This window comes from bacterium (assembly GCA_037128595.1).
Lineage (GTDB): Bacteria > Verrucomicrobiota > Kiritimatiellia > CAIKKV01 > CAITUY01 > JAABPW01.
Map to the genome: position 1 here is coordinate 1 of JBAXWB010000013.1, position 21,418 is coordinate 21,418.

Consider the following 21,418-nt stretch of genomic DNA (forward strand, 5'->3'; position numbering starts at 1 on the left):
TGAAGATTACCGCCTCCATTAGCCAATGCTGTTGCATTGGCTAATGGCTGGCGGGGACTGTTCAACCTTGACTAGCATTGTAATTCCAGGAAGTTTAGTCAGCGTTGGTGACGGCGCATTCTATGCCTGCTCTAGTTTAACCAATGTTGTAATTAACCAGGGAATCACACGTCTTCCCCCCTATATGTTTACTTACTGTCGAAACCTGCGCCACATCATTCTTCCAGAAGGCATTACTGATATTTCGGATTTCGCTTTCGGCAATTGTGATAATTTAGTTAGCATTATAATTCCATTTAGCGTTGTCAACATCGGTTATGCTGCTTTTTCGTACGATTCTAAACTCATTGCATTGTATTTCAAAGGACACGCTCCTGTCTTTGGTGACTCTCTTTTTCAAAATTATGGCCCTATAAATACGATTGTATATTTCTTACCTGTAAAAACAAATTGGGGATCTTCATTCGGCAACGTCCCAACCGCACTCTGGAATCCTCAGATAACCGGAGACTATAGTTTCGGTATTCACACAAACCAATTTGGATTTAACGTCAACTGGGCGAGTGGCATGGTAGCCGTGGTGAAAGCTTGCACGAACCTTTCCACTTCTTCCTGGACTCCATTGAAAACCAATGCTCTTTCCAGTGACAATTTATATTTTAGCGACACAAACTGGGCAAAGTTTCCAAACCGCTATTACCGCGTCTGTTGGACGAATTGATCTGATACATCGGTTTAAAAAACGATTTCAAATGTCGTATTCCGTTTACATCGGGATTTTGATTCCAACGTTACATCCACCTTCATAAGTACGGTAATTTATTCTGCAAGAATTGGTTAGCTCACTTTTGCTCATATTACCTATTAGATAATTACCACCCAATATTTCACTATGGCAAACACTCACGGGGAAACCCCCAAGGTGGATGCCGGCGTCCCGCCGGCATTGGTGCCTGGGAGGAGCTCACTAGCCGCTTCAGCCGCCGGGACGTCGGCTGCCACCTCGGAGACTGGAGGCACGACGTCGGCCACCGGTAGCGGTTCCGGGACTAGCGCTGCAGCCCTGGAGAAAAGGATCAGCGGTTTAGGTACGTATCCCAGTTGGTTGGCCGCAGAGCGGATGCGAGCTTGCGTGGTTGAGGCGATTCGGCCTTTGGCCGCCTTCCCGGTGAGAACGCGCGAAACGGTGGATGTATCGACGCCAGCAACTCGGGCAACATCTTTAAGGGAAACTTGCGAATTCATGCACAACACGCATAACATTGGCTGTAATTGATGTCAATGGATTGGGTGAGGAGGCTGAAATAAACAGCAAGGGCGGATTTTTATGTCCCTTGATCCTTCGGCGCAGCAGCCAGTCCAGGCTATTGTGTAGAAAGCGATGACGAGACCGGTTATCCGGTGTTCTGGTCGTAGAAAAACTTTTTAGTGTGGTTTTTCTGGTCCAACAGGTCCAGGCGTAACTGATCGCCCTCGCGATCGATCTGGTCAGGCGAGGCACCGAGTTGCCGGAGAATGGAGGCCGTCATCGCAAAGGCGACCTCCGCTTCCCCGGAGAATACATGGTTGGCGCCTGCGGTATGCAGCATATGTAATTCCTTCAGATAGCCGGCATGAGCCAGAATGTGGATGTCGGGATTCAATTCCCGCGCATGGCGGATGATGTCGGGGGCGGTGGCAATGCCCGGGGCGCTTAATATCAACGTAGCCGTACGTGCGGCACCGGCCCGCTTCAGGGTCTCCACATGGCTGGCATCCCCGTACATCACTGTGATGTTCTGCGCCCGCAGGTGATCGACCGTCTCAAGGTTCATTTCGATAATCGTCGTCGAAATATTGTTCTTGCGCAGGAGTTGGGTCAGCGTCTGTCCGACGGGGCCATATCCGATAATGATCGCGCGATGGGACGGGGGGGTGCGATCGGCTTCGGTGGGAGAGTGGGTGTCCACCTGGTCGTTCCGCTGATTGGCCCGCCGGTTAAGGAACCGCCAGAGGCGGGGGCGGCGGGCAAGCCACTGCTCGGCAGGATCAACCAGCCGGAAGAGCAGGGGATTGACCATGAGCGAGAGAATCGACGTCATCACCAGGGCATTGCCTGCCATCGGGGGGAGCAAGCCAAGCTGGCTTCCCAGGCTGGCCAGGATGAACGAAAACTCCCCGATCTGCGCCAGTGAGACGGCCATGGAAAAGGCGATGCGCGTCGGATACCCTAGCAGCAGGATGGCTGAGGCCGCAATCAGAGGTTTTCCAATGAGCACGAGTCCCAGCGCGGCAAGGCAAAGGCCCGGTAATTCCAGGAGATGGTGGGGATTGAATAGCATGCCCACCGAGACAAAAAACAACACCGCGAACGTGTCGCGCAGGGGAAGGGCCTCGGTGGAGGCGCGCAGGTTGAAATCGGAACGGCCCACCACCATGCCTCCCAGAAAAGCTCCCAGCGCCATGGAGACGCCAAAGAACAAAGAGGAGCAGACGGCAATCCCCAGCGCCACTACCAGAATGGTGAGGGTGAATAACTCGCGGGAGCGGGTGGCGGCCACATGCCGTAATAACCAGGGAATCAGCCACCCTCCGAGGAAAAACGCGATTAAGATCAGGAGGGAGATCTTAAATAACGATACCCCCACACTCCACGAGAGGGCGGTGATGCCGGCGGGCCCTGATCCGAAAATGGCCGGCAGTAGCACCATGATCAGAACGGTTAAAAGGTCCTCAATCACGAGCCAGCCGACGGCAATATTGCCGACCGGGGTGTGGAGTTTGTTGTTGTCGGAGAGCACCCGGGTCAGGGCGACGGTACTGGCCACACAGATGGCCAATCCGAAGGCCAGACCGGCCTTCCAGTCATATCCCAGAAGAATGGCAGCCAGCGTGCCGAGGGCGGCCGCCGTCAGGCTTTGGATCACGGCCCCCGGCAGAACCAGCCGCTGGACCCCCATCAGTTTTTTAAAATTGAACTGGAGGCCTACCCCGAACATCAGGAGGATGATGCCGACGGAGGCTAGTTGATCGGCTAATTCCGGGTTGGCCGTCATCCCGGGAGTACTGGGACTGACCACAATTCCCGCCAGGAGGTAGCCTGCGACGGTGGGCAGGCGCAACCGCTGCATGACATACCCCAGAATCAGGGCAATGGTTAACCCCAGTGTCAGGGTCAGAACGAGATCAATGCTTCCCATAAAACGGTTATTGGTTATCTGTTATTGGTTGCTGAAATTAATCCTGCTAACTAATAACCGATAACTAATAACGCTGCAAGTGGTCAGAAATTCTGCCATTCCGGTTCATTGGCGAAAATCCAACGGTAGTAGTCAAGCCCTTCCAGGTTCGTGGCGGCGGCTTCATCGGTGATGACCGTGCAACGGGGGTGCAGCTGCAGGGCTGACCCCGTCACCATGGAGGTGATGGGGCCCTCGGTGGCTTTGGCCAGGATCGACGCTTTGCTCGCGCCCGTGACCAGCATCAGCGCCCGTTTAGAATCCAGGATGGAACCCACGCCCATGGTAATGGCACGGCGGGGGACTTGGTTGATGTCATTTCCGAACATGGCGGAATTCGCCTGAAGCGTGGACAGGGTCAGTGCCTTTTCGCGGGTGCGGGAGCGCAGGGACGAGAGCGGCTCGTTGAAGCCGATATGGCCATCATGTCCGATCCCCAGAATCTGGATATCGATGCCGCCCCGTTCTTCAATGGCCTCCTCATAGCGGTGACATTCGGCCGTCAAATCAGGGGCGGTGCCATTGGGCAGGTAGGTATTCTTCGGGTTGATATCGATCTTGTTGAAGAGGTGCAGGTTCATGTAGTGCCGGTACGAACAGGGGTGCTCTGCAGGAATTCCGATATATTCGTCCAGGTTGAAGGTACGGCAGCTGGCAAAGCTGAGCCCATTTTCCTGATGCATGCGGGCCAGATGCCCGTAGACGGATTCCATGGTGCGGCCGGTGGCCAGGCCTAAAACAAGATCCGGCTTACGCCGGATCTCGCGGGCAATGACGCGGGCGACCATCAAGGCCGCCGCGTCACTATCAGGTTGAATAATAATTTCCATAGTTAAACGTTGTATTCCTTGGCATTCACCTCGGAAGATACCAGAACCTTGCGGTCGGATAAACCCTTTTTGAACCCATCCTGCTCATCCATTCCCGTGGTCAGGGGAAGGGCAATCTGCCCGCCCAGGATGGCGGATTGCTGCATGGCCAACATGATCTCGGCCCCTTTGAAGGCACTTTCGAACTGGCAGGGATGCGGCTTGATGCCGTCCAGCCAGTCGGCCATGTCCTGGATATAAGGAGGCATATCCAGGTCATAGTTCATGACGCCTTCGCCGCTCTGGTAACCGTCCCGTTTGGTGACCGCGCGCCAGCCGCCGTTGGTGAGCACTTCCGCGAACCCTTCGGTTCCCTGGGCGCCCATGCGGCACTTGCCCCACCATTTGGCCACTTCAGGCTGGTCAGGAGCCCCGGCGCCGCACTCGTAAATGCCGCGTACCCCGTTGGCATACTGAACAAACCCTGCGATGTGGTCCGGGGACGGATGGTTATCTGTCAGTTTGCCGCGTCCTGCGGCCTGACCCATCACCCAGGTGGCGTCGGCCTCATCATTATACCAGCGGGTGTAATCAATGAGATGCGACAACATATGTGTCATCCAGCCGGTGGCATAGCCGTACACCGTGTGAACACGGCCCAGGGCGCCGCTGGCGATGATCTCTTTGACCTTCCGATAATGGACCCCGTACCGGTGCTGATGACTCACCACGGCCTTCACCCCGGCCTTGGCCAGCATATCGCGGATGATGAGCAATTCATGGCTCGTCAGGGCGACCGGCTTTTCAAAGGCAATCAGTTTGGCCCCCCCTTCGATGGCGGCCTTCAACATCGGGATGCGCAGGTTGGGCATCGTGCAAAAGCAGAAGACGTCCGGCTTCAGCTCTTTTGCCAGTGCGTTGACGTCCGTGCCGGTTTTGACGCCACCGCCGATTTTGGCGGCGGCAGCGTCCAGCTTGGAGGCATCAATATCGCACAGGCCGGTCACTTTGAAGCGGGGATTCGCCTGGAAGGCCGTGGCATGATGCATGCCGCGTTTTCCCGCACCAACGACCATTGCTGTGTATTGTTTTCCCATGGATAGTAATGTCCTTTAGGCGTTGGCCTTGTCCCACTCCATGCACTTGGCGATGACGTGATCCACTTCATCGGTCGTCAGTTCAGGGAACATCGGCAGGCTGATGCAGGTGGCCGCGTTCTTCTCGGCATTGGCCAGGGAACCGACGATGCGGGCGTCTTTGCCCCACGGGTAACCGGCCTGCTGGTGGATGGCGATGGAGTAATGCGTTTTGGCGTCCACCCCATTCTTGACCAGCCAGTTGACGAATTCGTCGCGTTTCTTGGCGTCCTTCACTTCAATGACATACAGGTGCCACACGTGACGGTAGCCCGGCTTCTGGTAAGGAAGGTCGAAGGCCTTGGCGCCCTTCAGGCCGGCGGTATAGCGCTCGGCCAGCTTGATGCGGTTGTTATTCCACTCGTGGATGTGCTTGAGCTTGGCGCTCAGGATCCCGGCGTGGATGTCATCCAGACGGCTGTTGAAGCCGAAGCTGTGAACGTTGCGGGCCGGTGAACCGTGGCTGCGAAGCAGGCGGGTCGTGGTGTTGATTTTGTCGTTGTTGGTGACGATGGCACCGCTGTCACCGAAGGTGCCGAGGTTCTTCTGGATGATGAAGCTGGTCGCCACCGCATCGCTCAACTCGCCGATTTTGAAGGTGTCGCCGGCGGCATCAATCGCCTGGGCATTGTCTTCAATGACATACAGCTTGTGTTTGTCGGCAATCTTTTTGATGGCCGGCATATCCGCACATTGACCATACAGATGGACGGGCATGATGCACTTCGTCTTGGGGGTGATGGCGGCTTCAATCTTCGCGGGGTCGATGCACTTCGTCTTGGGGTCGCAGTCGATCATCACGACGGTTGCGCCGGCGATCCAGATGGCTTCGGCGGTGGCGAAAAAGGTATTGGCGTTGGTGATCACTTCATCCCCCTTGCCGATTCCGAGAGCCATAAGGGTCAGCCAGAGGGCATCCGTGCCGTTGCCGACGCCGATGGCATGCTTGGTCCCGCTGAACGCTGCAAATTCCTTCTCGAACTGCTTGTTCATGGGCCCCTGGACATACTCGCCGCTCTCAATGACCTTCTTGATGTTGGCGTCAATTTCAGCCTTGATGTTGTTGTATTGGCGTACGTGACCGTAGAATGGAACATTCATTTGCGCTTCTCTTTCTTTTTGGTTGTTTCACTTTTTTCTCAAAACAGGGGACATAATTATCATCTGACAGGGTGTATTGCACGGAATTTTCAACTTTATTTAACATATGTGATAGACTTGACGGGTTTCGGAGCTCCCAAACGGGTGATAATGAGTGAAAAAAGACGTTATTGGCCGCATGTGACAACCCGCTTGCGTACTCGCTTCTAAATGGTGTAGGAATGCGCCACATGTTTTGATGAAGAGTCCCAGAGTTACAAGGAGCGGGTCGTTATGTTCAAGTGTTTTTCCGGGTTATTAAAATTATCTGTTGTGGTTTTCGGGGTTATGCCGGTGAGTGTATGGGCGGCTGAGGCGACCACGAATCTTGCCACTGGGGTGGAGGCGGGGGCGTCAAATGTCTGGTTGACCTTCGGGCTTGACCGTCTCTGTTGGTTGCAGGGCAGGATGATGGGCAATCCCCTCTGGCAATATCTGGCCGCGATCCTTTATGTGCTGCTGGCGTTTTATGCCTCGAAGGGTGTGGATTACCTGGTTCAGGCCAAGTTGCGGAAGCTCGTGGAAAAAACCAGGACCGATATCGATGATTTCATCCTCGATCTGGCGCATGGGCCCGTTAAGGTGATTACCCTTGTAGTCCTTTTACATATTGGACTGCGCGTATTCTCTTGGCCGCAATGGGCTGAGACGTTTATTTCCAACGGTCTGAAGATTATTGTGGCCGGCTCCATTACCTATTTGCTGTTGAGGCTAGTGGATGTGGGCATGCAGGCCTGGCAGAACCGGGTTCTGGCCGCGGGTGAGGCGGTGCTCGACATGCACCTGTTTCCCGTCATCCGTAAAACCGCAAAGGGGTTTGTGCTGGTCGTCGCCGTGCTGGTGACCGTACAGAATCTCGGCATGAACGTGACGGGGCTGCTGGCCTCCCTGTCCATCGGAGGGCTGGCGGTGGGGTTGGCGGCACAGGACACGCTTTCGAATCTGTTCGGTGCGGTGGCGCTGTTTGTTGACAAGCCCTTCCGGATCGGGGATCGCATTCAGTTCGAAGCGATTGATGGGGAGGTGGAGGGCATCGGGATGCGCAGTACCCGGATCCGCAATCAGGATGGGCATTTGGTGGTGGTGCCCAACCGGACAATGGCCAATGCCAGCCTCACCAATGTCAGCAAGCGGCCGAACATCAAGACGGTCATGAATATCGGCCTTACCTATGACACGTCGGTGGAACAGATTCAGCGGGCGACCCATATCGTCGAGGAAATCTTTGGCACCCATCCCCGTACGAAAGACCTGCTGGTTAGTTTCAATAAGTTCGAAAATTCATCGCTGAATATCCAGATTGTGCATTGGTTTAATTCGACCGATTACAAGGAATACCTGCAGGCCATGCAGATGTTCAATCTGGATCTTAAACGCCGGTTTGATGCGGAGGGCATTCACTTTGCCTTTCCAACCCAGACGGTTTTCTTGAAACAGGATGCGCCCAGCATTTCATAAGGAATCGGCGCCTTTCCAATGCTCAATCCTTGGTATCAGGCTTGAGCACTACTCTGGATTGAATTATTAATGGAGGGTTTTGCTCCGTCAAAACGGGAAGAACGACTTCTTCGGACGCAATTTCCTGATTACGCGGCTTATTGGTCCCATACGGGCCGATTCCTCCCCTGGCTGTAACCGGGGGAGCATGGGCCATAGGAAAGGGTGTCGGTGGCCCCAGGAAAACAGTTTGAACCGGAGCGCCAAGGGGCAGACAATCGGGTCATGAGAAAGAGGAAATCGTATGAATAAATACATCGTTGGCGTCACGTTGCTTCTCCTCGCCGCCGCCTGTACGAAAGCGCCGGTCTACGAGCCATGGTGCAATGACTGGCAGATTCTGGTAAGAGATGCACTGACCGGTGATGGGAAAGTTTCGGCAAGTTATGAAGGCGCCTGGCGTCAGGGAGACATGACTCCAGATAAGTACAGCAACCGGCCCCATTATGAAGCCGTTGGCGCACATGTCGGGATCCTGGAGATGCATCCCGTTTCCCCAACGGAATCGGCTAAAATGAAATTCAAGGGTACGGTGTCATCCCAGACGCCCATTCTCACGGTCGTTGCGGGCGGGAGTATCCACGGCGATTGCCTGCTTCAATTGTATGTGAACGGGGCCAAGATCAGCGAGTATGTGCTTGATGGACTGCGTTGGAAAAAGTGTGACTTTGATCTCACCGCCTATGCCGGCGAAAACATGGATCTCCAGTTGTGGGTCACGGGCGGGGGCGAAAAACCGTGGAATTACGAGAATTGCTTTATTGATGACATTTCGTTTAATCAACGGCGTAAATAGGTTATAAAGAATATTACTATCCGGGAGGCTGACAGTGAAACGACTGATAATGGCATTAATCGTAGGCGGCGCGGGCGTGAGTTCGTTTGCCGGACAAGATGACACGAATTCCACCGACCAGGCGATCTTAAGAGAGCTCAGTGCGATTCACGCGTCATTGGATAAAATAGCATCCGAGTTGTCGGCCATGAGGAACCAAAAAGCCCTGCCGCCGGAAAGTTCTTTTTCGTCTGATGACGACTCTGGCTTTGTCCTCAAGAAAGCGAATGTTGATACGCTTCGGGGTATTACCCTGCCGGCGAACCCGACGGAGGCCCAGATCGGTCAGTACATCAGTGAAATTGTGAAAGCTTCGAAAGGGCAGAATACATTCGGTGATTCAGATATTCAGGTGGGAATGCTCGCGAGGGTCGGCTCCACTAACCTCCAGTATCTGGTGGATGCGCTCAATGGCTCTCAAGGATGCGGGAATTATCACCTGGAAGCCGCCATTTGCCGGCTGGCTGACAATCAGAACAAGGAACTCATTCTGAAAACCCTGCCCGTTCAGCATAATCTGGTTAAAGTGGTGACGCGGATGGGGTGGGAGCCTGATGCCAGGGGGACGCTGCTTGCGGAATTGAAGAATAAGACGGACTACCTGCCGACGGAATGGATCTCCGCCGTAGCCTCTCTCCGGGATCCGGCCAGTTATCCGTTGCTGCGTGATTACTTCATCTATGGGCACAACAAGTACTGGACCTATTCTGAAATCAAGGATTTGCCTATCGATAATATGCCGGCGGCAATCGTGGAAGCCTGGCAGCGGAGCAGGGCCCAGGATCCTGTTAACAAACGATACATGGCCATGGTGGCCATGCAATTCGGGCATAAGGATGCCTTGGAATGTGTTTGCGATGGTTTGGTAGATCCCGCTTCCCGCAATTACGGAAACAATGGCGAGATGCGTTCCTCCGTTCTCAAGATGGTAGATTTCTATGGAACCAATGAAGAGTTGGCCAACTGGTATAGAACAAACCGCGATAAGATCAAATTCAATGCCGCCACCAAAAAGTTTATTGTTGAAAAATAGCCTAAAGGCACCTCCGAGGGGTGTGTTGTAGAGTGGCAGCGGCGTCTCGCCGCTGTTCCTCAAAAATCATTAGGATTGACTCATGCGAAGGCCCGAACTTGATGAATCTCGATAAAGCATTGGAAATTGGCGTGAGGGCGCATGCCGGGCAGACTGACAGGCTCGGGGGACCCTATATTCTTCATCCACTCCGGATCATGATGAAGATGAGCAGTGAGGATGAAAGGGTTGTCGCTATCCTGCATGATGTGGTTGAGGACAGCGCCGTCACGCTTGAGGACCTTGCTCAATCCGGCTTCTCCCGGCTTGTGCTTGATGCGGTTGACGGACTCACTCACCGGAAAGAGGAGCCCTATGAGGTTTATATTGAGCGGGCCGCCGGGAATGCGCTTGCCAGGAAGATCAAGGTGGCTGACCTCGAGGACAACATGGAGTTCCGGCGGATTCATGGTCTTGCCGAAAAGGATAATGAGCGGATGATCCGCTACCAGAAGGCATACAGGTTTCTAACGGGCAGGGATTTCTCCTGAGCCAATAAATAAATGGGATAGAGGAATTATGAAAAACATCGAACCAACCAATGAAGAGAAGCAGGCGGTCTGGGATGCCTATCGGGCGCATAAGCCAATACGCGTGCCGCTGACGTGGGGCGTCAATCCGAGGATTATCATGCTTAATCCCGTGCTGAACCCGGAAGGGTTCACTTATCAGCAGTATTTCAATGAACCGCGCGTTACGTTGATCATTCAGTCCCGTTTTCACGAATATGTGGCCACCACCTTGAACCGGACCTGCGATTCCGCTGTGGCGCTTCCTGAATCCTGGAACTTTTATGTCGATAACCAGAACATCTATGACGGCGCCTATTTCGGGGGAGAGGTCGTCTTCGACGAAGGGCAGGTACCCAGTGTCCGGCCAGCCTATACGTTTGATGATATGGATGCGTTTCTGAAGCGGGATTTCTCACCCCCCTTGACGAACCCCTGGTTGAAGGACCGCCTGGAGTTTCATGGTCGGCTGGTCCGTGAAGCGGAAACCTTCACCTATCTCGGGCGCAAAGGAACGGTAGGGGATTACAGCCTGGGTTTCGACGGGCCCGTGACGGCCGTGGCCACCTTGTTCGGTGCGGATGGGATCGCGATTCTGGCCGCCGAGCCGGAAAGGGCGCGACTGCTGCTGGATAAACTGGTTGATGACGTGCTGATTCGGAATCGGGCGTTGGCAGACCTGTGCGGGGGGTGGAAGAAGTCCGACTGGACCTGGTTTGCGGACGACTCGATCCAGCTTATCAGTAGTGAGATGTACCGGGACCTGGTGTTGCCGGTGCATGCCCGCTTCTATGATGCCACTAACAGTCTCAGCGCGGCGGATGGACAGCGCTGCATTCACCTGTGTGGAGATGCGACCCGCCATTTTCCCGTGATCAACAGGGAATTGGGGGTGACCTCGTTTGATACCGGGTTCCCCGTTGACTTTGGTCAATTGCGCCAGGCCCTTGGGCCTGCCGTGGAAATTTCAGGGGGGCCATCAATTATGATTTTGCGTGAGGGAACCCCGGATTCGTGTGCCCGTGAAACCCGGCGCATTCTGGAAACAGGGATCATGCAAGGCGGTCGGTTCATTCTTCGCGAAGGAAATAATCTGCCGCCCTGCGTTCCCATGGCCAATCTGGAGGCGGTCTACAATACCTGCCGGGAATTCGGCAACTACCTATGAACCGTGTCCTTATCCTTCTGTGTTGCCTGAAACTGACGTGCGGAATGGCCTTGGCGCAAGGGACGCCCGGAGGGACGAACCTGCTCGTGAATGGGGGGTTTGAGCAGGAGACTCACGGCTGGAACCAACTGTGGGCGCGCGATACCGGAGCCGTCAGCGCGGTCATTGATCCCCTTGAACACCATGGTGGAACTCAAGCCCTTCGTATCGAGCACACGGGGCAGAAAGATTGGAGCCTCAGTCAGCCGCCCCATCTCGAGGTGCAACCTGGAGAGATTTTTGAACTGACGGCCTGGGTTCGAGTCCAGGGTGAAGGGAATGCTATCCTCAGTGCCGTCACTCGGAATGCGTCCGGCACGACGATCAACTGGGCATTTGGCGGGCGGACGACTCGCGCAACGAAAGCCTGGCATCTCCTGCGATCCCGTTTCATCATTCCGCCGGGAGTCACGACCATCCAGCCCCGCCTCATCGGGGATGGCCCCGCGACCATCTGGTGTGATGATTTCGTCCTCGTGCGGCAGGGCAACCTCGCCGCGCTGCGCCCGCACGGCCTGCCCGCCGAGGTGAGCCTCGCGAATGCCTCGTTGGCAGTGACCTTCCATACTGCAGACGGCACCTTTGTTGTGAACGATCGGCGTCTGAACCGGACCTGGGCCCAACATGTCGGAGACGCCCCCCTGGTCGTTCTTGAGGCAAAGGCGCGTGGACAGGAACTCCGTTTAAAATTACTTGATCCCATGTCCTTTCGTGAGATCGCCGTAACGGCCCGGTTGGACGGTGACTCACCTGAGATGGTCATCACCCTTCGTGCCGAGGGCGAGATGGATGCCCTGCTCGAGTGGCCGGCCCCGTTCGCCTCCGCCAAGGGGCATGTGCTCATTCTTCCCGTCAACGAGGGCATCAGTTATCCGGTTGACGATGAGTCACTCCCCTCAATGAGCTACCACTTGTATGGCGGGCATGGGCTTTGCATGCCGTGGTATGGGGTGACGGAGGGGGATTCGGGCTGGATGGCGATCATTGAAACACCGGATGACGCGTCGGTCGCCATTTCCCGGCATAACAGCCTGCTCGGACTCGTTCCCAGGTGGGAGTCTCAGAAGCAGCAATTCGGCCCGGAACGCGTGATCCGATATGTTTTTGTGGACCGTGGCGGCTATGTCGCCATGGCCGGGCGCTATCGCGACTATGCCAGGAAGACCGGCCTTCTCAAGACGTTGGACGAAAAGCGTAAGGCCGTCCCTGCGGTGGATCAACTGGTCGGGGCCGTGAATATCTGGTGCTGGGATAAGGGAGCCACTTCCTGGTGCCGCGAACTCCAGGCCCTCGGTATCCGGCGCATCCTATGGAGCAGCGCCCTGCCACCTGACCAGATCAAGGCCCTGAACGAACTCGGCGTGCTGACCAGTCGTTACGACATTTATCAGGACGCCATGAACCCGGCTAATTTTCCTTATCTCCAGTGGCTCCATTCTGATTGGACGAGTGAGGCGTGGACGAACGATGACCTCATGGTGGGGGCGAACGGGGAATGGGTGCGCGGATGGGAAGTCGAAACGAAGGATGGCAAGATGCTGCCCTGTGGCACGCTCTGCGACCGGCAGGCTGTGGAGTATGCCACGCGGCGTATTCCTCCGGAGTTGAAGACCCATCCCTACCGGTGCCGGTTTATTGACACCACGACGGCCAGTCCCTGGCGGGAATGTTATCACCCGAAGCACCCCCTGACGCGTACGGAGAGCAAGCGCTATAAGATGGATCTGCTCCGGTACGTCAGCCAGGGGTGTGGCCTGGTCTGCGGGAGTGAGACGGGCCATGACGCGGCCGTGCCATGGGTCGATTACTTCGAGGGGATGCTCAGTTTGGGGCCCTACCGCGTTCCCGACTCGGGCCGGGACATGATGCGGATCTGGGATGAGGTTCCGGCGCAGGTTGCCAAATTCCAAACCGGCCATTTCTACCGGTTGCCGCTCTGGGAACTGGTCTATCATGATTGCGTGGTGGCCCAGTGGTACTGGGGCGACTATAACAATAAATTGCCGGTACTCTGGGATCGGCGCGATCTTTGGAATACCCTCTATGGCACGCCGCCGATGTTCATGTTTGATCGGAAGATATGGGAGGCGAATAAGGACCGGTTTGTGCAGAGTTACCAGGCGGCCACCCCTGTGGCCCGGGCGACCGGGTATTCCCGGATGCTCTCCCACGAGTGGTTGACGCCGAACCATGCCGTCCAGCGGACTCGCTTTGCGAATGGGGTCGTGGTCACCGTCAACTTTGGTGAAACGCCGTTCACTTTGCCGGATGGCGTGAGCATTCAGGCGCTGGGAAGCCGCGTTGAAGGATTGCCCGTAACCGCGCTTCGATAGGGGATGACCTGGATTATTTTCACAAGAGTGCTCGTTGCTTAAGAAAACTGTGAAACCTGGAGCCTTACCTGTTGGACGAGGCAAAGGGAAGTGATTGAGGCAGGGAGAGGAAGAGAAAAATGATCAAAAAACTTTTTTATGGGATGCTTTTGGCGGTTGCTGTGTGCCGGACAACGGAGGCCATCCCCAATGAACAGGGCTATTTCCTCTCGTGGGAACAGAAGAAAGAACTGATGTGCCTGGGGCGAATCCAGGATTCAAGGGGAACCTGGTATGACGTCTGGATCTGCCCGGGTTATGTCCCGCCCGCGACGTATGCCCGTAAGAGCTTCAGCCGTGCCTGCGGAAATTTCGGGGAGTATTTCGAGGCGAATAAATACCACTCACTGAAGGAGGGGAGTTCAGCCTGTTTCGACTGGGCATTGCATGAATGCGGGATGGGCTTCGCCATCAAAGGGATCCCGCGTGCCTGGGGTTCGAGCTTTGACAAGGCAAACGAGCGAACCGAGCGGCGGGTGTTCGGGTGGTGGATGGCCTATCCGTGGGCGTTCTTTGAGTCTACCGTTGAAACCGCCTTCCGGGGGGCACTGGGAGCGGTTGGGACAGTCGGGGGTGTCGCCACGGGCCTCGCGGTGGTGCCGGCGTATCACGCGCTTGATTCCGCCGTGGCGGGGGTCTGGAATCTGGGGGTGAATACGATTATTATTCCGACCGTGGGGATCACGTGGAACACGGTGATCAGCCCGCCGCTGGCGCTGATTGGGCAGAAGCCGGCGGTCTCCCGGGTGGATGGATTCTGGGTTACCGTTGTCAACGCGGGCCGTCCGCCTGAGCAGCGTCAGCTGACCCCGGAGGAAGTTCGGGTGTTCAGCGAGTGGGGCCTGTTCCTGCTCAAGGAGACCCAGCCCTATGCCTCGAGACGGGAACAGGTGGATAAGACGACTGGGGTCAAGTGCACGGAATGGCAGGAGGAAATCAAGGCGGCGCAAATGCAGGCCCACCGTGTGAAGGAGTCACTGACCGGGGAGGAACGCGCGCACATTCGCGACCTCATCGCCACCAATGGGATGGCGGCCACCTTTGTCAATCCGGCCTTCACACCGGCCTATGGCAGTGGCTGTGAGACGGAGATCCGGCGCTACCTCATGCTGCAGAATATTCCCAATCCGCAAATCGATCAGATTCTGATGCTGTTGCGAACCTATCAGTCTTCTGCCATCATGACGCCTGAATCCGTGAGGAAAAAAACGGATCCCCTGCAGCGCAGCGCGGAAATCATCGAGAAATCAGCTGAGGATACATTCAGATGAGAAGGCGATGAGGGCCTGATAAGGGACGGTTTGTTTGTCCCTTATGACTTAAATCAATCGAGTTTTGGCACGGATTCAGATAAGAATTATTCTTGGTTCCGGCTACGCCGGGTTAGGAGGACTCGAAAATGTCAAAGCGAGCTAAAAACAGGGCGACAACGGTTGAGTGGGGGTGTCCGGCAATCAATGAGTCCACATGCATCAAGTGTGGACGGTGCGTCCGCATTTGCCCGTCGTTGTGCCTCCACATGAAGGACGGCAAGCCAGTTGCCGGCTCAAACGACACCTTTGGCTGTCTGGCCTGCGGCCATTGCATGGCGGTATGCCCGAGCGGTGCCATTCGCGTGACGGGCCGCGACATGACAGGGGGCGACGTCTTCCCCCTGCCGCCTCCGTCTGCCCGTGCCACTGCCGAAGCCCTTGAAGGGAGTCTCCAGGCGAGGCGAAGTGTGCGTCACTACGAGAGTCGGCCTGTCGAAAAAGCCGTCATTGAACGGCTGCTGGCCATGGCGTCTACCGCGCCCATGGGGTTTCCCCCTTCACCCGTGGGTGTGGTCGTGATCAACGGGAGGGAACGGGTTCAGGAACTGGCGGATGACCTGGTGGCCGTGTTCAGGAAATGGCTTTTTCTCAAAACCCCGGTCGGCTCTGTAGTGTTGCGTCTGATGATGGACAGGCTTTCGGCGGATCTGATGAGGAATTTTGTCCTGCCGGTTTCGGATACGATCATCAAGGCGAGGAAGGAGAACAAGGACCTGCTCTTCTACGATGCGCCTTGTGTCATTCTGTTCCACTACCCGATGAAGGACACCATCGAGCCGGCGCTCGCCTGCAGTTTTGCCACCCTGGCGGCAGAAGGGCTGGGATTGGGGAGTTGCATGATCGGAACGGTTGCTCCGGCTCTGCAAGGCGACCGAAAACTGAAGTCACGATGGGGCATTCCGGAAAAGCGGTTCCCGTCCATGGCCATGACGCTCGGCTACCCTTCAGTCACGTTTCTTAACGGGATCCGGCGTCGATTCGCATCCGTTGAATTCGTCGAATGAGCCCTGCAAGTCCCTGTTCGTCCCGGGTACGGCCTCCGGCTATAACATCCGCTCAATGGAGGCCCGCTTAGCGGCATAGAGTTTGCCGAAGCCGAGGCTGATCGCGGCATCGCAGAGTGTTAGCGCGTGTTCCAGCTCCCCGTCGTCAATGGCGATGGCGATCCCTCGTTCATATAAACGCATGGAGGGGCGTATTCGCGGAAGCGTTGCAATAATTCTTCCCGTGCGGTCGGCAGGTAGTCAGCCGCCCGGGCGAGCGCCTCGCGGCAGGTCTCCAGGTCGCCGGACTGGCAGGCATCCTCCGCCAGCAGGTCGTACAGGAAGAACTTCACGGCATTGGGCAGCGACGTGTTGCGTTCGCTGAATTTCAAGAGGTACTTTTTACCCTTTTCCGCCCCGCTGAACAGGGCTTCATTATGCCCCTCCATGAGATCCGTGAGGATCTCGGAGGGGGTCTTACGGATCGGTGTCGTGCGGTCAGCCATAAGGGCAGGATGACAGAACCAGACTGGGAGCTCAAGAAATGAGTCACGAGTCTAGAGCCAATAGGGGTTATGACTCACGACGAGCGATGCTGGGCGCTGCATCATTTCAACCTAGCCCAGCCTATCCGGCGCCAAAATAAGAGTTTTTACAGAAGATCGCAAAGGCCGCAAAGTTTGCTGCGGCGAAGACGCCGCAGCTGAACTAATGCAGATTGATTTTACATGGCGCCGATTCTGGAGATGTTGATTTCTATCTCCACCCGAGGCTGCGGCGTCTTCGCCGCAGACACCTTTGCGATCTTCGCGCGCTTCTGTTCAAATTCTTTTCTTTCGCGTGTTTCGTGGTTGAACGTTTATTTTTTGTTCACTGCGGCGCGAATCTCGGTGATGATCTGCTCGGCTGACGGGATCGTGTCGGGTGCACTTGTGCCCATCCGGTTCTTGGCAAAACCGATGGCCAGTCGCTCATCAATGAAGCCGAGGCCGATGGAGCCCCCCGCACCGCCGTGACCGAAGGCATTCTGATGGTCACGGTGAAAGCCATCATAAAAACTATAGCCTAGTCCGCGAATGACCTGATCAGGTTCCCCGTTGTTTGGGCCTTCCACGGCCTGCCGCAACCTGTCGGGGGAGATGAGTCTGACGCCGTCGACTTCGCCGATCAGGGCGGCATAGTGTTTTGCAATGGCCCTGGCGGTCATGATGCCGTTCGAGGCGGGAATGCAGCCCCGCCGCGCTTCGAGTTTATTGATCCAGGTTTCCAAGGGACAGACCAGTGGCGGGATCGAACGCCCGGCCACGATGTCGGGTGATGCGGGGGCCGGTGGCGGGGGTATCGGATTCGGGTTCGGGTCGGCCTCGAATATCGCCACGCGGGCATCTTCGGAGGCGGGAAGGCCGATGAACAGGGAGTTTTCAAGGCCGAGAGGCTGGCATATCTCCTCGCTGACAATCTTGAAGAAGTCGTTACCAATCGCCTGGCAGGCCGGTTCGCCCACGAGCCAGCTGAAGGTGATGGCGTGATAGTAGGTCCGGGTTCCGGGCGTCCAGAGCGGTGTGAGGCCGGCGACGAGTTCGCACATATGACGCCAATCGGTCAATTCGGCCAGTGTTTTGCAGTCAGGCATGTGGGGAAGTCCGGCGGTATGGTTGAGCACCTGGCGCAGGGTGATCGCACTCTTGCCGTTCCGGGCGAACCCCGGCCAGGATTGGGCGAGGGGGGCGTCATAGTCGAGCAGGCCCCGTTCAGCAAGGATATGGACGGCCGTGGCCGCGATGCCCTTGGTCGTGGAGAAGACGGGGAAAAGTGTCTGTCCGTCGACTTTGATGCCTTTACCGGGATTCGCCAAACCCGCCCAGGCGTCGACGATGAGGTCGCCTTTCCAGTAGGCCGCGACTTGAAGGCCCTGTTCCGAGCCACGGGCCACCATTCCATCGATCAGCTGTTGCACCCTCATTTGGACATTGATAGCCATGGTTATTTCCCTTTTATGGAATCGTTTAAATTCAGAATGCTTGGGGTCCTAAGGACATAGCAGCTGTTGATTTTTTGGATTGGATCGGTGTTTATCATAAAAAAGGCCCGGAACTTTCGTTCCGGGCCATCAGATTGGTAGCGGGGATTGGATTTGAACCAATGACCTTCAGGTTATGAGCCTGACGAGCTACCGGGCTGCTCCACCCCGCAGATGTGTTTCTTCAACAGGTGTAAGAATATATCCGGATAGCGGGTTGAGTGCAATTCTTATTTGAATAAATCTTCCTGCAGATATTCCTTATGCCACAATCAGGGAAACCCTGATTGTGGGTTTGCCTGCGGCTGATAGCGTGATCCCCTGAAAGGAGGGCTGCCTATGAATATACTGTTAATGGATGATGATCCGCATATTTTGTCGCTGTTAAAGGGGGCATTTGTGAAGTGGGGGTATGCCGTCAGCGCCTACACGAACCCCCGTTTGTGTCCGGCTTATTGCGCCGAAACCTGTCCTTGCGTGTTATCGGGAAACGGGTGTCCGGATCTGGTGCTGACCGATGTGAATATGCCGAGTGTTAACGGAATTACCTTTGTAGAAGAATTATTGCGTAAGGGGTGCCAATGCCGGAAAATTGGGATGATGTCCGGCGATTGGAGTGAGTCGCATATCCGTCGAGCCAATGAACTGGGGGTAAGCATCTTCTCCAAACCCTTCCACATTCCCAGTCTGTATGTGTGGGCGTTGGAAGAAAAAAAGCGTATCGCCTGAAAACGAAAATAGACCGCACGAGAATTGGCTGTTAGGGTTGAGCTCAGATGAGTGCATCGAAACAACGTTCTCTGTTGATCATTGCCGGAGTGCTGGTGGTGGCCATTGCCTCTCTGGCGGGGGCCAATCTCTGGTTCCTGAAACAACTGCATGGGCGGAGTTTGCATGATACGGCGGCACGCTCGGTGTTGGGGTTGGGGGCGGAAGTGGCCCGGAATCTGGCACACCACCCGGCCGTTCAATCCGGACCCGACGATCCCCGTCAGTGGGGTGATTTTTCCCGTCTGATCCAGGCCTTGAAGCGGGTCGAGCCGTCCCTGCAGTATGTAACCGTCAATGAAGGCAATGTGACGGTGTTTCATGAGGATCTGTCCATGGTCCAGGCCGCCCCGCTCGAAGAGGGGACGGCCCTTGATGTGAGGCTCGGCCGGAAGTTGTTGGCGACGGCGGGGGGGGTGGTTCCGGTGATTACATTTTCCGCCCCGGCCCCGACGGGTGCCGGGGTGATGCGCGCGGTTCAGATCGCCCTGCGCAAAGAGGCCGTTCAGCAGCGGGAAGAACCGGCGGTCCGTATGCTGGCCATGATGTTCCGGCTTTCGCTGATTACCCTGACGGTGGCCCTGGGGCTGGCGGGGGTATTGGGGGTCTGGATGGTCCGGCATGAACTGGACCGGCAGCGCCGCCACCGGGATGAGGAGCATCTCGCCTTCGCCGGGTTGCTGGCCGATGGGATTATTCATGACGTGCGAAATCCGATGAGTTCACTGCGACTGGATCTGCAGATGCTCGAAAAGGAAACCGCCAAAGCCCCTGAAGGCCGGCTGGACCGGATCAGGGAGCTGGCGCTGCGGGCGCGGGCGACCATGGACCGGATGGATCTGGTGATGCGGGAATTCCTCTATGTATCAAAGCCGGACTCGCGTCAACCGGAGCGGTTTGAAGTGAATGCCTGCCTCACGGACTGTCTGGACTTGCTGGCCCCCCGGTTTGAGCGGGCGGGGATACAGTTAATTTCGACATTATGCGATGAGTCGCTTATGATGACGGGGTACAGCGTCGGATTGAAGCGGGCGATCCTGAATGTGCTGACCAATGCCCAGCAGGTTTCGAGTCCCGGAAAACGGGTAATGCTGGCGTTGGAACGGAGGGGGCACGAAGCGGTTATCAAGGTGGAGGATGAGGGGCCCGGACTGGGGAAGGAGGGGGCGGCCCGTTTATTCAAGCGGTTTGTGTCGGGGCGCCCTGACGGGCTGGGGCTTGGCCTTTATCTGGCCAAAGCCGCGGTTGAGAATAATAAAGGGAGCATTCACGCGGAAAACCGGAATGAGGGAGGGGCGCGCTTCACCCTCATTTTGCCGTTAACGGCCGTTCACGCGGCCCCTCCCGGAAAGGGTGAAATGACATGAGTAAAATTCTTCACGCCTTGATCATCGAAGATTCTGAAGATGATGCCTTCCTCCTGTTGGCCCATTTGAAGCGTGGTGGCTACGAGCCCCACTCCCGCCGCGTGGATAATGCCCGGGATCTTGCCGCGGCGTTGAGCGAACAGAAGTGGGATATTGTTTTTTCAGACCATAATATGCCCCAGTTCAGTTCCATTGAGGCCCTGCAAATGGTGCGGGCGTGCGATGTGGACATCCCCTTCCTGATCGTCTCGGGAAGCATTGGCGAGGAGATGGCGGTGGCCTCCATGAAGGCGGGCGCCCAGGACTACCTGATGAAGGGAAACCTGGCCCGTCTGGTTGTGGCCGTGGACCGTGAACTGAAGGATGCCGGGGAGCGGCGGGCCCGGAGAGTGGCGGAGCGCACGCTGTTGGCTCGTGAGGAGGAATTGCGCATCGCCCGCGAGGTTCAACAGCAACTCTTACCCTCGGTGATGCCCCGGGTGGCCGGTTACGATCTGGCAGGCGCCACCTGTCCCGCTGACGCCACAGGCGGGGATTATTTTGACTTTATCGACTGTTCGGGGGGTGACATTTATGTGGTGGTTGCCGACGTCACCGGGCATGGGCTGGGTCCCGCCCTTCTCATGGCCGATGTCCGGGCCTATCTGAAGGCATTGGTTCTGGCGAACCGGCCGATTGAAGATCTGATGACCCGGACCCGGCACCTCCTGATGGAGGATTTGGGAAGCGACCGGTTTATTACCATGCTGATCGCCCGGTTCAATCCCGCTGAAGGGATGCTCGACGTGATTAACGCCGGTCATCCATCAGGCTATATTCTCGCCGCGGACGGCTGCATCAAAGCGGAGTTGAACGCCCTGGCCCCGGCGCTGGGAATTGATGCGGAAGTGGAGCCGCTGGTGGCCCACAAGGTTCAGTTGGATAAAGGCGAACTGGTGGTGTTCCTGACGGATGGGATTCTGGAGACCTGTTCCCCGGCGGGGGAAGAACTCGGGGTTTCCCGCCTCCTGAAGATCCTGCATCGCGAGCGGGACCGTTCCGCCGCAGAGATCATCCGGATTCTCTTTGATGAAGTCCGTCAATTCAGCGCCCCGGAAGGCCTGAAGGATGACATCACCGCCTTGCTCATCAAGCGTCTTTCCGCCTGAGCCTCTTTCACGTTTTGACATTTT

At 56.3% G+C, this 21,418-nt stretch carries 19 protein-coding genes and 1 tRNA gene; 12 read left to right on the forward strand and 8 right to left on the reverse strand.

The window, feature by feature from the left end:
- The first annotated feature begins 67 nt into the window (after positions 1-67).
- Complete coding sequence (locus WCS52_09475; GenBank protein MEI6167412.1) at positions 68-721, forward strand: leucine-rich repeat domain-containing protein; 654 nt, start codon at positions 68-70, stop codon at positions 719-721.
- A gap of 182 nt (positions 722-903) precedes the next feature.
- Here the strand turns inward: WCS52_09475 and WCS52_09480 are convergent, their stop codons facing one another.
- The 5 genes from WCS52_09480 to WCS52_09500 all read right to left on the reverse strand — a co-directional run bounded on the left by WCS52_09480 (position 904) and on the right by WCS52_09500 (position 6,264).
- Positions 904-1,245 carry a LacI family DNA-binding transcriptional regulator gene (locus WCS52_09480; protein MEI6167413.1) on the reverse strand — a complete coding sequence of 114 codons (342 nt, stop codon included), beginning with the start codon at positions 1,243-1,245 and terminating at the stop codon, positions 904-906.
- Between the two features lie 149 nt (positions 1,246-1,394).
- Positions 1,395-3,179, reverse strand: a complete 1,785-nt coding sequence (locus WCS52_09485) for a cation:proton antiporter (protein ID MEI6167414.1) — start codon at positions 3,177-3,179, stop codon at positions 1,395-1,397.
- Between the two features lie 83 nt (positions 3,180-3,262).
- On the reverse strand, positions 3,263-4,048 hold the full coding sequence (gene nagB, locus WCS52_09490; protein MEI6167415.1) for a glucosamine-6-phosphate deaminase: 786 nt from the start codon (positions 4,046-4,048) through the stop codon (positions 3,263-3,265).
- A 2-nt stretch (positions 4,049-4,050) separates the two neighbouring features.
- Entirely contained in the window at positions 4,051-5,124 is a 1,074-nt protein-coding gene (locus tag WCS52_09495; protein ID MEI6167416.1) for a Gfo/Idh/MocA family oxidoreductase, read from the reverse strand.
- A 15-nt stretch (positions 5,125-5,139) separates the two neighbouring features.
- Complete coding sequence (locus WCS52_09500) at positions 5,140-6,264, reverse strand: DegT/DnrJ/EryC1/StrS family aminotransferase (protein ID MEI6167417.1); 1,125 nt, start codon at positions 6,262-6,264, stop codon at positions 5,140-5,142.
- Positions 6,265-6,537: 273 nt separating this feature from the next.
- Between WCS52_09500 and WCS52_09505 the strand changes: the two genes are divergently transcribed.
- From WCS52_09505 to WCS52_09540, 8 genes are all read left to right on the forward strand, one after another.
- Entirely contained in the window at positions 6,538-7,761 is a 1,224-nt protein-coding gene (locus WCS52_09505; protein ID MEI6167418.1) for a mechanosensitive ion channel family protein, read from the forward strand.
- 283 nt (positions 7,762-8,044) lie between these two features.
- Positions 8,045-8,596 (forward strand): hypothetical protein, encoded by a 552-nt coding sequence (locus WCS52_09510; protein ID MEI6167419.1) that lies wholly within the window; start codon positions 8,045-8,047, stop codon positions 8,594-8,596.
- Between the two features lie 34 nt (positions 8,597-8,630).
- Positions 8,631-9,668 carry a hypothetical protein gene (locus tag WCS52_09515; protein MEI6167420.1) on the forward strand — a complete coding sequence of 346 codons (1,038 nt, stop codon included), beginning with the start codon at positions 8,631-8,633 and terminating at the stop codon, positions 9,666-9,668.
- A gap of 101 nt (positions 9,669-9,769) precedes the next feature.
- Positions 9,770-10,198: a GTP pyrophosphokinase gene (locus tag WCS52_09520; protein ID MEI6167421.1), complete on the forward strand. Its 429-nt coding sequence runs from the start codon at positions 9,770-9,772 to the stop codon at positions 10,196-10,198.
- A gap of 28 nt (positions 10,199-10,226) precedes the next feature.
- Positions 10,227-11,384, forward strand: coding sequence for a uroporphyrinogen decarboxylase family protein (locus tag WCS52_09525; GenBank protein MEI6167422.1), 1,158 nt, complete (start codon positions 10,227-10,229; stop codon positions 11,382-11,384).
- Positions 11,381-13,756: a glycoside hydrolase gene (locus tag WCS52_09530; protein MEI6167423.1), complete on the forward strand. Its 2,376-nt coding sequence runs from the start codon at positions 11,381-11,383 to the stop codon at positions 13,754-13,756. Before WCS52_09525 ends, WCS52_09530 begins: the two co-directional genes overlap by 4 nt.
- A 119-nt stretch (positions 13,757-13,875) precedes the next feature.
- Complete coding sequence (locus WCS52_09535) at positions 13,876-15,066, forward strand: hypothetical protein (GenBank protein ID MEI6167424.1); 1,191 nt, start codon at positions 13,876-13,878, stop codon at positions 15,064-15,066.
- Between the two features lie 128 nt (positions 15,067-15,194).
- Positions 15,195-16,112: a nitroreductase family protein gene (locus WCS52_09540; GenBank protein MEI6167425.1), complete on the forward strand. Its 918-nt coding sequence runs from the start codon at positions 15,195-15,197 to the stop codon at positions 16,110-16,112.
- A 119-nt stretch (positions 16,113-16,231) separates the two neighbouring features.
- On the opposite strand, the gene WCS52_09545 is transcribed toward WCS52_09540, so the two are convergent.
- The 3 genes from WCS52_09545 to WCS52_09555 form a co-directional block, all read right to left on the reverse strand.
- Positions 16,232-16,597, reverse strand: coding sequence for a hypothetical protein (locus tag WCS52_09545; GenBank protein ID MEI6167426.1), 366 nt, complete (start codon positions 16,595-16,597; stop codon positions 16,232-16,234).
- 353 nt (positions 16,598-16,950) lie between these two features.
- Positions 16,951-18,072 (reverse strand): serine hydrolase domain-containing protein, encoded by a 1,122-nt coding sequence (locus WCS52_09550; protein ID MEI6167427.1) that lies wholly within the window; start codon positions 18,070-18,072, stop codon positions 16,951-16,953.
- 135 nt (positions 18,073-18,207) lie between these two features.
- A tRNA-Met gene (locus WCS52_09555) sits at positions 18,208-18,284 on the reverse strand.
- Between the two features lie 166 nt (positions 18,285-18,450).
- Between WCS52_09555 and WCS52_09560 the strand changes: the two genes are divergently transcribed.
- Genes WCS52_09560 through WCS52_09570 form a run of 3 tightly spaced genes read left to right on the forward strand, consistent with a single transcriptional unit; the run spans position 18,451 to position 21,394 of the window.
- The gene (locus WCS52_09560) at positions 18,451-18,840 is read left to right on the forward strand and encodes a response regulator (protein ID MEI6167428.1); all 390 of its coding nucleotides are present in this window, start codon (positions 18,451-18,453) and stop codon (positions 18,838-18,840) included.
- Between the two features lie 47 nt (positions 18,841-18,887).
- The gene (locus tag WCS52_09565; GenBank protein ID MEI6167429.1) at positions 18,888-20,246 is read left to right on the forward strand and encodes a HAMP domain-containing sensor histidine kinase; all 1,359 of its coding nucleotides are present in this window, start codon (positions 18,888-18,890) and stop codon (positions 20,244-20,246) included.
- Positions 20,243-21,394 carry a SpoIIE family protein phosphatase gene (locus WCS52_09570; protein ID MEI6167430.1) on the forward strand — a complete coding sequence of 384 codons (1,152 nt, stop codon included), beginning with the start codon at positions 20,243-20,245 and terminating at the stop codon, positions 21,392-21,394. The genes WCS52_09565 and WCS52_09570 overlap by 4 nt, the downstream gene beginning before the upstream one ends.
- Positions 21,395-21,418: the final 24 nt, after the last annotated feature.

Coding starts and splice junctions, on each gene's coding strand:
- WCS52_09480 (MEI6167413.1), bottom strand. CDS start 1,245: ATGAATTCGCAAGTTTCCCTTAAAGATGTTGCCCGAGTTGCTGGCGTC.
- WCS52_09485 (MEI6167414.1), bottom strand. CDS start 3,179: ATGGGAAGCATTGATCTCGTTCTGACCCTGACACTGGGGTTAACCATT.
- nagB (MEI6167415.1), bottom strand. CDS start 4,048: ATGGAAATTATTATTCAACCTGATAGTGACGCGGCGGCCTTGATGGTC.
- WCS52_09495 (MEI6167416.1), bottom strand. CDS start 5,124: ATGGGAAAACAATACACAGCAATGGTCGTTGGTGCGGGAAAACGCGGC.
- WCS52_09500 (MEI6167417.1), bottom strand. CDS start 6,264: ATGAATGTTCCATTCTACGGTCACGTACGCCAATACAACAACATCAAG.
- WCS52_09505 (MEI6167418.1), top strand. CDS start 6,538: ATGTTCAAGTGTTTTTCCGGGTTATTAAAATTATCTGTTGTGGTTTTC.
- WCS52_09510 (MEI6167419.1), top strand. CDS start 8,045: ATGAATAAATACATCGTTGGCGTCACGTTGCTTCTCCTCGCCGCCGCC.
- WCS52_09520 (MEI6167421.1), top strand. CDS start 9,770: ATGAATCTCGATAAAGCATTGGAAATTGGCGTGAGGGCGCATGCCGGG.
- WCS52_09525 (MEI6167422.1), top strand. CDS start 10,227: ATGAAAAACATCGAACCAACCAATGAAGAGAAGCAGGCGGTCTGGGAT.
- WCS52_09530 (MEI6167423.1), top strand. CDS start 11,381: ATGAACCGTGTCCTTATCCTTCTGTGTTGCCTGAAACTGACGTGCGGA.
- WCS52_09535 (MEI6167424.1), top strand. CDS start 13,876: ATGATCAAAAAACTTTTTTATGGGATGCTTTTGGCGGTTGCTGTGTGC.
- WCS52_09540 (MEI6167425.1), top strand. CDS start 15,195: ATGTCAAAGCGAGCTAAAAACAGGGCGACAACGGTTGAGTGGGGGTGT.
- WCS52_09545 (MEI6167426.1), bottom strand. CDS start 16,597: ATGGCTGACCGCACGACACCGATCCGTAAGACCCCCTCCGAGATCCTC.
- WCS52_09550 (MEI6167427.1), bottom strand. CDS start 18,072: ATGGCTATCAATGTCCAAATGAGGGTGCAACAGCTGATCGATGGAATG.
- WCS52_09560 (MEI6167428.1), top strand. CDS start 18,451: ATGAATATACTGTTAATGGATGATGATCCGCATATTTTGTCGCTGTTA.
- WCS52_09565 (MEI6167429.1), top strand. CDS start 18,888: ATGAGTGCATCGAAACAACGTTCTCTGTTGATCATTGCCGGAGTGCTG.
- WCS52_09570 (MEI6167430.1), top strand. CDS start 20,243: ATGAGTAAAATTCTTCACGCCTTGATCATCGAAGATTCTGAAGATGAT.